This is a genomic window from Enterobacter cloacae complex sp. P2B (assembly GCF_014895985.1).
Taxonomy (GTDB): domain Bacteria; phylum Pseudomonadota; class Gammaproteobacteria; order Enterobacterales; family Enterobacteriaceae; genus Enterobacter; species Enterobacter bugandensis.
Genome location: NZ_JADBQQ010000010.1, coordinates 186431 through 199990, shown reverse-complemented (window position 1 = coordinate 199990; position 13560 = coordinate 186431). Strand labels below are relative to the sequence as shown.

At 57.3% G+C, this 13560-nt stretch carries 14 protein-coding genes and 1 other annotated feature; of the genes, 11 read left to right on the top strand and 3 right to left on the bottom strand.

Features of this window, described 5'->3' with window-relative positions; translation table 11 throughout:
* Positions 1–7 precede the first annotated feature (7 nt).
* Complete coding sequence (locus IM313_RS09850; RefSeq protein ID WP_192971857.1) at positions 8–943, bottom strand: LysR family transcriptional regulator; 936 nt, start codon at positions 941–943, stop codon at positions 8–10.
* A gap of 109 nt (positions 944–1052) precedes the next feature.
* Here IM313_RS09850 and IM313_RS09845 point away from each other — a divergent pair, with 109 nt between their 5' ends.
* The 8 genes from IM313_RS09845 (at position 1053) to IM313_RS09810 (ending at position 9239) form a co-directional block, all read left to right on the top strand.
* The gene (locus IM313_RS09845) at positions 1053–2078 is read left to right on the top strand and encodes an NAD(P)-dependent alcohol dehydrogenase (RefSeq protein WP_049001546.1); all 1026 of its coding nucleotides are present in this window, start codon (positions 1053–1055) and stop codon (positions 2076–2078) included.
* A gap of 115 nt (positions 2079–2193) precedes the next feature.
* Positions 2194–3003 carry a sugar-phosphatase gene (yidA, locus tag IM313_RS09840; protein ID WP_049001544.1) on the top strand — a complete coding sequence of 270 codons (810 nt, stop codon included), beginning with the start codon at positions 2194–2196 and terminating at the stop codon, positions 3001–3003.
* Positions 3004–3231: 228 nt separating this feature from the next.
* Positions 3232–3921: a D-galactonate utilization transcriptional regulator DgoR gene (gene dgoR, locus IM313_RS09835; protein ID WP_003861109.1), complete on the top strand. Its 690-nt coding sequence runs from the start codon at positions 3232–3234 to the stop codon at positions 3919–3921.
* Positions 3918–4796 (top strand): 2-dehydro-3-deoxygalactonokinase, encoded by an 879-nt coding sequence (locus tag IM313_RS09830; RefSeq protein ID WP_192971856.1) that lies wholly within the window; start codon positions 3918–3920, stop codon positions 4794–4796. Before dgoR ends, IM313_RS09830 begins: the two co-directional genes overlap by 4 nt.
* Entirely contained in the window at positions 4780–5397 is a 618-nt protein-coding gene (locus IM313_RS09825; protein ID WP_028014939.1) for a 2-dehydro-3-deoxy-6-phosphogalactonate aldolase, read from the top strand. The genes IM313_RS09830 and IM313_RS09825 overlap by 17 nt, the downstream gene beginning before the upstream one ends.
* Entirely contained in the window at positions 5394–6542 is a 1149-nt protein-coding gene (gene dgoD / locus IM313_RS09820) for a galactonate dehydratase (protein WP_028014940.1), read from the top strand. Before IM313_RS09825 ends, dgoD begins: the two co-directional genes overlap by 4 nt.
* A 78-nt stretch (positions 6543–6620) precedes the next feature.
* A complete protein-coding gene (locus tag IM313_RS09815; RefSeq protein ID WP_080351061.1) occupies positions 6621–7958 on the top strand; it encodes an MFS transporter in 1338 nt (445 codons plus the stop codon).
* A gap of 51 nt (positions 7959–8009) precedes the next feature.
* The gene (locus IM313_RS09810) at positions 8010–9239 is read left to right on the top strand and encodes a DUF3748 domain-containing protein (RefSeq protein WP_192971855.1); all 1230 of its coding nucleotides are present in this window, start codon (positions 8010–8012) and stop codon (positions 9237–9239) included.
* On the opposite strand, the gene IM313_RS09805 is transcribed toward IM313_RS09810, so the two are convergent.
* A complete protein-coding gene (locus tag IM313_RS09805) occupies positions 9236–9568 on the bottom strand; it encodes a YceK/YidQ family lipoprotein (RefSeq protein ID WP_014881914.1) in 333 nt (110 codons plus the stop codon). The genes IM313_RS09810 and IM313_RS09805 overlap by 4 nt on opposite strands.
* Positions 9569–9818: 250 nt before the next feature.
* Positions 9819–9890 (top strand) — a sequence feature (ROSE (Repression Of Heat Shock gene Expression) occurs in the 5'-region of heat shock genes and acts as an RNA thermometer to modulate expression.).
* Between IM313_RS09805 and ibpA the strand changes: the two genes are divergently transcribed.
* From ibpA to IM313_RS09790, 3 genes are all read left to right on the top strand, one after another.
* Positions 9884–10294 carry a small heat shock chaperone IbpA gene (gene ibpA / locus IM313_RS09800; protein WP_008500162.1) on the top strand — a complete coding sequence of 137 codons (411 nt, stop codon included), beginning with the start codon at positions 9884–9886 and terminating at the stop codon, positions 10292–10294. (Overlaps the previous feature by 7 nt.)
* Positions 10295–10430: 136 nt before the next feature.
* Positions 10431–10859: a small heat shock chaperone IbpB gene (gene ibpB / locus IM313_RS09795; protein ID WP_028014943.1), complete on the top strand. Its 429-nt coding sequence runs from the start codon at positions 10431–10433 to the stop codon at positions 10857–10859.
* A gap of 129 nt (positions 10860–10988) precedes the next feature.
* A complete protein-coding gene (locus IM313_RS09790; RefSeq protein ID WP_063943335.1) occupies positions 10989–12650 on the top strand; it encodes a putative transporter in 1662 nt (553 codons plus the stop codon).
* On the opposite strand, the gene IM313_RS09785 is transcribed toward IM313_RS09790, so the two are convergent.
* Entirely contained in the window at positions 12618–13364 is a 747-nt protein-coding gene (locus tag IM313_RS09785) for a GntR family transcriptional regulator (RefSeq protein ID WP_192971854.1), read from the bottom strand. The genes IM313_RS09790 and IM313_RS09785 overlap by 33 nt on opposite strands.
* Between the last annotated feature and the right edge of the window lie 196 nt (positions 13365–13560).

Here is a 13560-nt window from a genome sequence, read left to right as displayed (position 1 = left end):
CGCGCTTTTAGCGCAGCTTTTTTATGGGCGCAGGAATGTCCAGCGACATCGCCGCCGGTAAACGGCTCGCCAGCGCATCTATGGCCATTCTTACCCTTAGCGGCAGGTACGGCGTCTGTTGCCAGACGGCATGGACGTCAAAATGGACATCCGGCGCCTGCTTAAAGAGCGGGACAAGCTTTCCCTGATGAATTTCTTTGATGGCCATCCAGCAGGGGAGCCAGGCAATGCCGTGCCCGGTCACCGCCGCGTCGCAGATGGCCTGCAAATCATCCATATTGAGTGATGACCGCGGCGTTAACGTGCGCGGCGTTCCGTCGCTGTCCATAAGCTGCCAGGATAGCACGCGGCCTGCGCGCAGATAGTTAATGGCCGCGTGCCGGGATAAATCATCCACAGCGTCTGGATGACCTCTTTTTTGCAGATAGTCGGGCGAGGCGCACAGGACCATGCGGTGTTCTCCCAGCTTTCTGGCCACCAGCACGCTGCTGTCCTGCAGCGTGCCGTTACGTACCGCCATATCGAAGCCTTCCTCGACCAGATCCACCACGCGGTCGCTGAACGACATTTCAAGCTCAAGCCCAGGGTGTTCCTGCGCCAGTTCAATCAGCAGCGGCGCGACGCACTGGCGTCCAAACAGCACCGGCATGGCAACACGAAGCCGACCGTTGATCTGATGTTTCCCCGTTTCCAGCAGGGATTCCGCGCTCCTGATCTCCTCCAGCGCGCGCAGGCAGCGCTCGTAGAACAGGGCGCCGTTATCGGTGAGCCGCTGGCTGCGGGTGGTGCGCCGAAACAGCCGCACTCCCAGACGTTCCTCAAGTCGAGCAATGCTTTTACCCACCGCAGAGCGCGACAGGTGCAGGCGAACTGCGGCCTGCGCAAAGCTACCTGCCTCCACGGCAGCGACAAAAACAGGAATATCTTTCAGCGTATCGGTCACGGTTTGTATCCATTCAGGCGTCAATGAAGAGAAAACTTATCGCCACTGGTGACGAGGAGTCAACGGTAGACTGTCATTACTGAAGCTTATCTGATGGCAGGAGAAAAAAATGACAGAGACAATGCAGCGCTGGTCAATGAACGCCCTCGGGCGCGAGAATCTCAAACTCATTCATGAATCGGTTCCACAGCCAGGCCCCGGTGAGGTTCGCGTACGGGTAAATGCCGTTGCGCTCAACTATCGCGATAAAATGGTCATCGAAGGCACGATGCCGATTCCGCTTTCCTTCCCGTTCACTCCGGCGTCTGACATGGCGGGCGTGGTGGACAGCGTAGGTGAAGGTGTCACGCGTTTCAAACCCGGCGCTCGCGTCATTTCAACCTTCTTCCCGGAGTGGATCGACGGCAAGCCGCAGGCAGACGCGCGTGATTTGCCCTACAAAACGTCCGGCGGCTATTTCCAGGGCATGCTGGCCGAATATGTGGTTGTAAATGAAAACGCGCTGGTGGCCTCTCCGGAAACTCTGAATGACGCAGAGGCCAGCACGTTATCCTGCGCAGGGCTTACCGCCTGGTTCGCGCTGGTGGAGCGGGGTCAGCTCCGCGCCGGGCAATCGGTGCTGGTACAGGGGACGGGCGGCGTGGCGATTTTCGCCCTGCAAATTGCAAAAGCGCACGGCGCAGAGGTTATTGTCACGTCCGGGAGCGATGAAAAGCTGGCGCTCGCCAAAAAACTGGGCGCCAGTCAGGGCGTCAACCGCCTGAAAAGTGACTGGGCTGAAGAAGCATTGGCGCTGACTCAGGATCGCGGCATCGACCATATTATCGAAACCGTAGGTGGGGAAAACCTGAAGCATTCCCTGCGTGCCGTTGCCGTTCACGGGCGTATCTCCGTCATTGGCGTGCTGGCCGGGACTGACATTTCACTGCCTGCTGGTGAGCTGCTGCTGAAATCCCCCGTCATTCAGGGGATTGGCGTGGGACACCGCCGGGCGCTGGAGGATTTCGTCCGCGCTGTTGACGTCACGGGACTGAAGCCGGTGATTGAGCATCGCTACCGTTTTAACGAGCTTGAACAGGCCCTTGAACATCTGGATCGCGGCGCATTCGGTAAAATCGTTCTCATCCGCGAGTAAGTCGTCGTTCCCCGGGATAAGCGTAAAAGGGGTGTTTCTGTTGCGCAATGTAGCTCTATTTTTGTGTGCTTAATCGCGTTAGCATGAGGTAGCACTCATTTATCCCGGGGAACTCATGGCTATCAAACTCATTGCAATCGATATGGACGGCACGCTGCTGCTGCCAGACCACACTATCTCTCCTGCCGTTAAAAACGCGATCGCCGCCGCACGAGCGAAGGGCGTGAATGTGGTTCTGACCACGGGGCGTCCATATGCGGGCGTACACAGCTACCTGAAAGAGCTGCACATGAATCAGCCGGGCGATTACTGCATCACCTATAACGGCGCGCTGGTGCAGAAAGCCGCAGACGGCAGCACGGTTGCGCAAACTGCGCTGAGCTATGATGACTATCTGTTCCTCGAAAAACTGTCCCGTGAAGTGGGCTCCCACTTCCACGCGCTCGATCGCAATACGCTCTACACCGCCAACCGCGATATCAGCTACTACACGGTGCATGAATCCTACGTTGCGACCATTCCGCTGGTATTCTGTGAAGCCGAGAAAATGGATCCGGCGACGCAGTTCCTGAAGGTGATGATGATCGACGAGCCGGAGATCCTGGATAAAGCCATCGCGCGCATTCCGGCGGAGGTAAAAGAGAAGTACACCGTGCTGAAAAGTGCGCCGTACTTCCTCGAAATCCTCGATAAACGCGTCAATAAGGGCACCGGCGTGAAATCACTTGCTGATGCGTTAGGGATTAAGCAGGAAGAAATCATGGCGCTCGGCGACCAGGAAAACGACATCGCGATGATTGAATTCGCGGGCGTTGGCGTGGCAATGGATAACGCCATTCCTTCGGTGAAAGAGGTGGCTGATTTCGTCACCAAATCCAACCTGGAAGACGGCGTTGCCTACGCGATCGAAAAGTTTGTGCTGTAGTAACGCTTATTTTCAATCATCAGCCCCGGTTATCAACCGGGGCTTTTTTTGCCCTGAATTTATCGAATTGTTCTTTTTGTGATCTTGATTGTAGTACAACATTAATTGATTGTACTACATTGTCACCACGGCAAAGACGAATGGCCTCACGTTTGTACTGCAAAAGTGAGGCGAAATTCAGCGGTCGCGGTAAAGTAGTGATGGACATACAGAGCACAAGGACTCTCCATGACTCTCAATAAAACCGATCGCATCGTTATTACGTTGGGCACCCAGATTGTGGGCGGTAAATACGTTCCCGGTTCGCCGCTCCCCGCAGAGGCTGAACTGTGCGAGGAGTTTGAAACCTCGCGCAACATCATCCGGGAAGTGTTCCGCTCGCTGATGGCGAAGCGGCTGATTGAAATGAAGCGCTATCGCGGCGCGTTTGTTGCTCCGCGCAACCAGTGGAACTACCTCGATACCGACGTGCTGCAGTGGGTGCTGGAAAACGACTACGACCCGCGGCTTATCGGCGCGATGAGTGAAGTTCGAAACCTGGTGGAGCCGGCAATTGCGCGCTGGGCGGCGGAACGCGCGACCTCCGGTGATTTGGCCCAGATTGAATCGGCTTTAAACGACATGATCGCCAATAACCAGAACCGGGAGGCGTTCAACGAGGCGGACATTCGCTACCACGAAGCGGTGCTGCAGTCGGTGCATAACCCGGTTTTACAGCAGCTTAGCGTGGCGATCAGCTCGCTACAGCGAGCGGTATTTGAACGTACCTGGATGGGTGATGAGGCCAACATGCCAAAAACTCTCCAGGAACATAAAGCGCTGTTCGATGCGATACGGCATCAGGACGGCGATGCGGCAGAGCAGGCGGCGCTTACCATGATTGCCAGCTCGACACGAAGGCTGAAGGAAATCACATGACATCTCGCTACATCGCAATTGACTGGGGATCGACCAATCTGCGCGCCTGGCTTTATCAGGGCGAGCAGTGCCTGGAGAGCAGGCAATCAGAAGCAGGCGTGACGCGCCTGAACGGTAAATCCCCCGAGGCGGTGTTAGCAGAGGTCACACAAAACTGGCGCGACAGCGCCACGCCGGTGGTAATGGCGGGAATGGTGGGCAGTAACGTAGGCTGGAAAATTGCACCTTATCTGCCGGTTCCCGCCCATTTCTCTGCTATTGGCGAGCAGTTAACGTCCGTTGGCGACAATATCTGGATTATTCCCGGTTTGAGCGTCTCTCGCGACGATAACCACAACGTGATGCGCGGCGAAGAGACGCAGCTGCTTGGCGCGCGCGCTCTCTCTCCTTCTTCTGTCTACGTCATGCCCGGCACGCACTGTAAGTGGGTCCAGGCTGACGCTGAGCAAATCCACGAATTTCGCACCGTAATGACCGGCGAGCTGCACCATTTGCTGCTCAACCATTCGCTGGTCGGGGCCGGTTTACCTGAGCAGGAATCCTCGTCAGAGGCGTTTGCCGCCGGGCTTGAACGTGGGATCGCCTCCCCTGATGTGTTGCCGCAGCTTTTTGAGGTTCGCGCCTCGCACGTGCTGGGACTTCTCCCGCGCGAGCAGGTCAGCGAGTTTCTCTCCGGCCTGCTGATTGGCGCAGAGGTCGCCAGCATGCGTGAGTTCATCGCGCACGAGCAGGCCATTACGATTGTCGCAGGCGCATCGCTAACGTCGCGCTACGAACAGGCATTTCGCGCCGTTGGGCGTGATGTTTCGACGGTATCCGGCGACACGGCATTTCAGGCAGGAATAAGGAGCATCGCTCATGCAGTGGCAAACTGATCTTCCCCTTATCGCGATTTTGCGCGGCATCACGCCCGATGAGGCGTTAGACCACGTCGGCGCGGTTATCGACGCCGGATTCGACGCGGTAGAAATCCCGCTCAACTCGCCCGACTGGGAAAAAAGCATTCCGGCCGTGGTGGAGGTTTTCGGCGATAAGGCGCTGATTGGCGCAGGCACCGTGTTACAGCCTGAGCAGGTCGATCGGCTGGCAACGATGGGCTGCAGGCTTATCGTCACGCCGAATATTCAGCCTGAGGTGATCCGCCGCGCGGTGGGTTACGGCATGACGGTCTGCCCGGGCTGCGCCACCGCCACGGAAGCCTTTACTGCCCTTGATGCGGGCGCGCAGTCGCTCAAAATTTTCCCGTCATCGGCTTTTGGACCGGACTACATCAAGGCGTTGAAAGCGGTATTGCCCGCCAGCGTGCCGGTCTTTGCCGTGGGCGGCGTAACGCCAGAAAACCTGGGCCAGTGGATGAGCGCTGGCTGTGTGGGCGCAGGGTTGGGTAGCGATCTTTATCGTGCCGGACAGTCCGTGGAACGTACCGCACAGCAGGCGGCAGCATTTGTGAAAGCGTATCGAGAGGCAGTGAAATGAAAATAACCAAACTCACCACGTACCGTTTACCCCCGCGCTGGATGTTCCTGAAAATCGAAACCGATGAAGGGGTTGTAGGCTGGGGCGAACCGGTGATTGAAGGGCGCGCGCGCACCGTTGAAGCGGCAGTACACGAGCTGGGCGAATACCTGATTGGTCAGGATCCGGCGCGCATTAACGACCTGTGGCAGGTGATGTACCGCGCGGGCTTCTACCGCGGTGGTCCGATCCTGATGAGCGCCATCGCCGGTATCGACCAGGCGCTGTGGGATATCAAAGGTAAAGTGCTTAACGCGCCGGTATGGCAGCTTATGGGCGGCCTGGTGCGCGACAAAATCAAAGCCTACAGCTGGGTGGGCGGCGACCGCCCTGCGGAAGTGATCGACGGCATCACGCAGTTGCGCAATATCGGCTTTGACACCTTCAAGCTCAACGGCTGCGAAGAGATGGGCGTTATCGACAATTCGCGTGCGGTAGACCGGGCGGTCAATACCGTGGCGCAAATTCGTGAAGCCTTCGGCAACGAGATTGAGTTTGGCCTGGATTTCCACGGCCGCGTCAGCGCGCCGATGGCCAAAGTGCTGATCAAAGAGCTGGAGCCGTATCGCCCGCTGTTTATCGAAGAGCCGGTGCTGGCCGAGCAGGCGGAGTACTATCCGAAGCTGGCTGAACAGACCCACATTCCTATCGCGGCGGGTGAACGTATGTTCTCGCGCTTCGAGTTTAAACGCGTACTTGAAGCGGGCGGCATAGCGATCCTGCAGCCGGACCTTTCTCATGCGGGCGGCATCACCGAATGCTACAAAATTGCCGGGATGGCAGAAGCTTACGATGTGGCGCTGGCGCCGCACTGCCCGCTCGGCCCAATCGCGCTGGCGGCCTGCCTGCACGTCGACTTCGTCTCCCGCAATGCGGTGTTCCAGGAACAGAGCATGGGGATTCACTATAACAAGGGCGCGGAACTGCTCGATTTTGTGAAAAATAAAGAAGACTTCTGCATGGAAGGCGGTTTCTTTAAACCGCTTACGAAGCCGGGCCTTGGCGTGGAAATTGACGAAGCTAAAGTCATTGAGCTGAGTAAGAATGCGCCGGACTGGCGAAACCCGCTGTGGCGTCATGAGGACGGCAGCGTAGCGGAATGGTAATCGCCATCCCGTAGACCCGGTAAGCCTCCGGGCAAAAATCATACATACAAAAATATAACCCTCTGTAAATTACAGGGCATGGTGAGCGGCTTCGCTATGCCCAAAATCTGGAGACAGATTGCGATGGATATTCCAGTTACCGCTACAAAAATCGGGCGTCGCCGCTACCTGACGCTGATGATGATCTTTATTACCGTGGTCATTTGCTATGTTGACCGCGCCAACCTTGCCGTGGCATCGGCCCATATTCAGGAAGAGTTTGGCATCACCAAAGCGGAAATGGGCTACGTCTTCTCGGCGTTTGCCTGGTTGTATACCTTATGCCAGATCCCCGGCGGCTGGTTTCTTGACCGCGTGGGTTCACGTCTGACCTACTTTATCGCCATATTAGGCTGGTCCGTGGCGACCCTATTCCAGGGCTTCGCCACCGGGCTGATATCGCTGATTGGCCTGCGTGCCATCACCGGGGTTTTCGAAGCGCCCGCGTTTCCGACCAACAACCGTATGGTGACCAGCTGGTTCCCGGAACATGAGCGCGCGTCCGCCGTTGGTTTTTACACCTCTGGCCAGTTTGTCGGCCTGGCGTTCCTGACGCCGCTGCTGATCTGGATCCAGGAGCTGCTGAGCTGGCACTGGGTGTTCATCGTCACCGGCGGGATTGGCATTATCTGGTCGTTAATCTGGTTCAAGGTCTACCAGCCGCCGCGTCTGACCAAAAGTATCACCAGGGCCGAGCTGGACTACATCCGCGACGGTGGCGGTCTGGTGGATGGTGATGCGCCGGTGAAAAAAGAGGCGCGCCAGCCGCTGACCAAAGCGGACTGGAAGCTGGTCTTCCACCGTAAGCTGGTGGGCGTTTATCTGGGTCAGTTCGCGGTTACTTCTACGCTGTGGTTCTTCCTCACTTGGTTCCCGAACTACCTGACCCAGGAAAAGGGGATCGCGGCGCTAAAGGCGGGCTTTATGACCACCGTGCCGTTCCTCGCCGCATTTTTCGGCGTGCTGCTCTCCGGCTGGCTGGCCGATAAGCTGGTGAAAAAAGGATACTCGCTGGGCGTGGCGCGTAAAACGCCGATTATCTGCGGCTTGCTGATCTCAACCTGTATCATGGGTGCCAACTACACCAACGATCCGGTGTGGATTATGGCCCTGATGGCGGTGGCGTTCTTTGGTAACGGTTTCGCCTCTATCACCTGGTCGCTGGTGTCGTCCCTTGCGCCGATGCGGCTGATTGGCCTTACCGGCGGTGTGTTCAACTTTGTCGGCGGACTGGGCGGGATCACCGTACCGCTGGTTATCGGCTACCTGGCGCAGGACTACGGCTTCGGCCCGGCGCTGGTCTACATCTCTGCCGTGGCGCTGATCGGGGCACTCTCCTACATCCTGCTGGTGGGCGATGTGAAACGAGTAGGCTAATCCCTGCGGATGTTTTACCCTGATGCACTCACCGTGCATCAGGGTATCCTCATGAAACAAATCACCTTCGCTTCCCGCAACCACCAGCTGACCAACATCAATACCTGGACGCCGGACAGCCAGTGGCTGGTCTACGACGTGCGCCCGTCCGGGGCGTCGTTCACCGGCGAAACCATTGAGCAGGTCAATGTCGCTACGGGTGAGGTGGAGGTGGTTTATCGCGCCACTGACGGGGCGCATGTCGGCGTGGTGACCGTTCATCCGGCACAGGACAAATACGTCTTTATCCACGGTCCGAAAAACCCGGATGCTGACTGGCACTACGATTTTCATCATCGTCAGGGTGTGATTGTGCATCACGGTCAGGTCAGCAACCTGGACGCGATGGATATCACCGCGCCTTATACCGCAGGCGCGCTGCGCGGCGGCAGCCACGTGCACGTCTTCAGCCCGAACGGGCAGTTCGTCAGCTTCACCTATAACGACCATGTTTTACATGAGCGCGATCCGAAGCTCGATTTACGCAACGTCGGCGTGGCGGCACCGTTTGGCCCGGTGAACCCGCAGGGGAATCATCCACGTGAATATTCAGGCACGTTCTGGAGCGTGCTGGTCAGTCGCACAACGCCCAACCCGCAGCCGGGCAGCGATGAAATCAACCGCGCCTACGAAGAGGGCTGGGTGGGCAACAACAGGCTGGCGTTTATCGGCGACACCCTCTCCGCGCAGGGCGAAAAAGTGCCTGAACTGTTTATTGTTAACCTGCCAGAAGACGAGCAGGACTGGAAACAAGCGGGCGATGCGCCGCTGCAGGGCACCCCAGACACCCTGCCAGCGCCGCCTGCCGGGGTGAAGCAGCGTCGTCTGACCTTTACCCACCAGAGGGTCTACCCGGGTCTGGTGAACGTGCCGCGTCACTGGGTGCGCAGTAACCCCCAGGGGACGCAAATCGCGTTTCTGATGCGGGATGATAACGGCATTGTGCAGCTGTGGCTGATCTCTCCTGAGGGCGGCGAACCGCGCCAGCTGACGCGCACCGGGAGCGGTATTCAGTCTGCGTTTAACTGGCACCCTTCCGGGAACATGCTGGGATTTGTGCTTGAAAACCGAATCGCCTGCTGTGACGCGAAGACTGGAGAAGTGACGTTTTTGACGTCCGATCACGGCAATCCGCCGTCTGCTGATGCGGTCGTGTTTTCCCCGGACGGGCGCTTTATTGCGTGGATGCAAGAGACGGGCGGTTTCCGTCAGCTTTGGGTAACGGAAACCGCGAAGGACTAGCGCGGCGGCATCTCGGCGGGCGGGATAACGGCGTTTGTCGCCAGATTTTCCTGCTCGCTTTTCTCTACCCGTGAGCGCACGGAATCGTCCTTACGGAATACATCCCACGGCAGCAGAAGCGTATCCGCCACTGCTGTAAAGGGCATATCCAGGATAACCAGGGATTTGGTGCCCCAGTTCGTATCGTCATCGGAGATCATCGCCGCGCTGGCGCGCGTCCCCGGATATGTTCCTTCTTTACCGCCGGTGTGAGACATCACGCTCGAACACCCGCAAAGTAAAACCACCCCGCTGAACGTCGTCAGCTTTATCAGAACATTTTTCATCATCACTCAGTCATCGTTAATGGCACTGCATAGACCTGCAACTCAGGGTTATAGCGAGCCTTATCCGAAATGAATAGCCCGATAACCCCGCACTGTGGCAGCCATCGCAATTTAACCCTTTGTGCTGTTGTCCCAGAGTCTATGCGACAACCAGCAAAGTGCAAAAAAATCTCGCCTAAATAGTCTTGAAAAGCTCGATTCCAGACCCATTTTAAGAATGTGACCCGATAACGAACACGCCTGATGGGTGCTCGGGGGCGCAAAGGCCTGTCCATGGTGGAAGGCTACAATTTCTCGCTGATTTCAGGAGTATTATCTATGCGTAACTTCGATCTTTCTCCGCTATACCGTTCTGCAATTGGTTTTGACCGCCTGTTTAACCATTTAGAAAATAACCAAAGCCAGAGCAACGGCTACCCTCCATACAATGTTGAGCTGGTTGACGAAAACCACTACCGCATCGCCATTGCCGTCGCCGGTTTTGCAGAAAACGAGCTGGAAATCACCGCGCAGGACAACCTGCTGGTGGTGAAAGGTTCCCATACGGCCGAGCAGAAAGAACGTACCTACCTTTACCAGGGCATCGCCGAGCGCAACTTTGAACGCAAGTTCCAGTTAGCCGAGAACATTCACGTTAAAGGCGCGAACCTGGTTAACGGCCTGCTGTTTATCGAACTGGAACGCGTGATTCCGGAAGAGAAAAAACCGCGCCGTATCGAAATTAACTAATTACGCGGGTCGCGCGAGCGGCCCACCCAGACTTGCTTGCCGTAACGGGAGCATATGCGAATCCATCAGGATTTGCAGGAACAACTGTGCACAAAATTAAACTGTGCCGAACTCGCTTCTCAGAAGGAGATTTAGTATGCGTAACTACGATTTATCCCCCCTGCTGCGTCAGTGGATTGGTTTTGACAAACTGGCTAATGCCCTGCAAAGCACCACCGAGCAACAGACATTTCCGCCGTACAACATTGAAAAAAGCGACGATAACCACTATCGCATCACCCTTGCGCTGGCCGGGTTCCGCCAGGAAGATCTGGATATCCAGCTCGAAGGCGCGCGCCTGACCGTGAAGGGTACGCCGGAAAAACAAGAGACCGAAACCCGGTGGCTGCATCAGGGTCTGGTTAATCAGCCGTTTAGCCTGAGCTTTACCCTGGCAGACCATATGGAAGTGTCCGGTGCGACGTTTACCAACGGGCTGCTGCATATCGATCTTATCCGTAACGTGCCGGAAGCCATCGCGCCGCAGCGTATCGCCATTAGCGAGCGGCCGGCGTTGAACAGCTAATCCGCTTTACCCACAGACTGCACAAAGCCCTGCTCCGGCAGGGCTTTTTTGTGCGCCATCGCCCATACAACCGCATCCGGCTCTGAGAAAATCCTTGTTATAACTAAGGTTATGCCAAGGATGTGGATCATGAGTGATATCGCGTTAACCGTCAGCGTGTTGGCCCTGGCCGCGGTTGTAGGGCTATGGATTGGCAATATCAAAATCCGTGGCGTCGGGTTTGGGATTGGCGGGGTGCTGTTTGGCGGCATTTTTGTCGGGCATTTTGCTGACAAGCTCGGGCTGGTTCTCAGCGCCGATATGCTCCACTTTATTCAGGAGTTCGGCCTGATCCTCTTCGTCTACACCATCGGGATTCAGGTAGGGCCGGGCTTTTTCGCTTCCCTGCGCGTCTCCGGGCTACGGCTCAATCTGTTTGCCCTCGGCATTGTGGTGATGGGCGGGCTGGTCACCGCGATCCTGCACAAAATCTTTGCTATCCCCCTGCCCGTGGTGCTGGGCATTTTCTCCGGGGCGGTTACCAACACGCCAGCGCTCGGAGCCGGGCAGCAAATCCTTCGCGATTTGGGCATTGAACCCGGCATTGTCGACCAGATGGGGATGAGCTACGCCATGGCCTATCCGTTTGGGATTTGCGGCATTCTGCTCTCCATGTGGCTGGTCCGCGTCCTGTTTCGCGTTAACGTCGACAAAGAGGCGAAGGATCACGAAACCACGCTCACCAATGGCCACATGCCGATCAAAACCATCAACATTCGCGTCGATAACCCCAACCTGAACAATATGGCGATTCAGGACGTGCCGATCCTGAACAGCGCCAATATTATCTGCTCCCGCCTTAAGCGCGACGACGTGCTGATGGTGCCTGCGCCCGGCACGATGATCCAGCAGGGTGACCTGCTGCACCTGGTCGGCCAGCCGGGGGATTTGAACAACGCGCGGCTGGTGATTGGTCAGGAAGTGGATACCTCGCTTTCAACCCGCGGCACCGATATGCGCGTGGAGCGTGTTGTGGTGACCAACGAGCACGTTCTGGGCAAGAAAATACGCGATCTGCAGGTAAAAGAGCGCTACGACGTGGTCATCTCCCGCCTCAACCGTGCGGGCGTCGAACTGGTTGCCATCCCGGAGGCCAGCCTGCAGTTCGGGGATATCCTCAACCTGGTCGGACGCCCGTCGTCCATCGATGCCGTGGCGGATATGGTGGGCAACGCCCAGCAAAAACTGCAGCAGGTGCAGATGCTGCCGGTGTTTATCGGCATCGGGCTTGGCGTGCTGCTCGGCTCTATTCCGCTGTACGTGCCGGGCTTCCCGGTGGCGCTCAAGCTCGGCCTGGCGGGCGGGCCGCTGATTATGGCGCTGATCCTCGGGCGTATCGGCTGTATCGGGAAGCTCTACTGGTTTATGCCGCCGAGCGCTAACCTGGCGCTGCGCGAGCTGGGCATCGTGCTGTTCCTGGCGGTTGTCGGGCTGAAGTCCGGCGGGGATTTTGTCGATACCCTGGTCAAGGGCGAAGGGATGAGCTGGGTCGGCTACGGCATCTTTATCACGGCGATCCCGCTGCTGACGGTGGCAATCCTGGCGCGGATGTTCGCCAAAATGAACTACCTGACGCTGTGCGGCATGCTGGCGGGCTCCATGACCGACCCGCCAGCGCTCGCTTTTGCCAACAACCTGCACGCCACCAGCGGCGCGGCCGCGCTCTCCTATGCCACCGTCTACCCGCTGGTGATGTTCCTGCGCATCATCACCCCGCAGCTACTGGCGGTGCTGTTCTGGGGGATGGGTTAACAGCTCTTCCGGGTGGATGCGCCGCAGATGGTAGTCCACCTGGTAATCGCTGGTATTTCGGAACATCACGGAATAATTGAGGAACTCGCCGCTGTCGCTGTAGGAGAGAGAGGTAATGCGCAGCAGCGGCGTCTGTTCCGGCAGATTCATATAACCGGCCAGCTGTTTATCTGCCAGCACCGGCGTCAGGCTCTCGTAGTTGCCGCTGATGGTGATCCCGCACTCCTTCTCAATGTAATCAAACTTAGACCCCTCAAGATGCGCCAGCGACAGGTTGCGGAACAGCTTCACCGGCATAAAGCTGTCTTCCAGCATCAGCGGCTTTCCGTCCACGTAGCGCACCCGCCGTGAAAAGTAGATCCGCTCATCCACCTGGATCCGCAGCTGGCTGGCGATGGCGGGCGGGGCGGGCATCACTTCGAACTGCAGCACCTTGCTCTGCACCTCTTTTCCCTGCTGACGCAGCACCTCCACCAGCCCGGTCAGGTTAGTGGTTTCGTGGTGAACGTCTTTGCGCGAGACAAACGTTCCGCTGCCGTGCCGGCGCTCAACCAGCCCCCAGCTCACCAGCAGATCCAGCGCCTTGCGGATGGTCATGCGCGCCACGCCAAACTCCTGCGCCAGCGCTTTTTCACCAGGCAGCGGGCTGCCGATGTTGTAGTCCGATGAATTCAGCCGCAGCCGCAACCTGTCAGCAATTGATTTGTAGATCACCAGTAGACCTCTCTGCCCTTATCAGGGCGTGGAATGCGTCCTGACATGTCCATATTTAACTCAAAAAGTAGACCTGATTGGTCAAAATAAAACCATGAATGCGATCACGAATCGCAGCGGCACGCCATGTTCGCGCATCAGTAAGTTCTTATGCTCACCTCAGGCCAGCACAAAACCATAAAGGCCTCTACCCCTA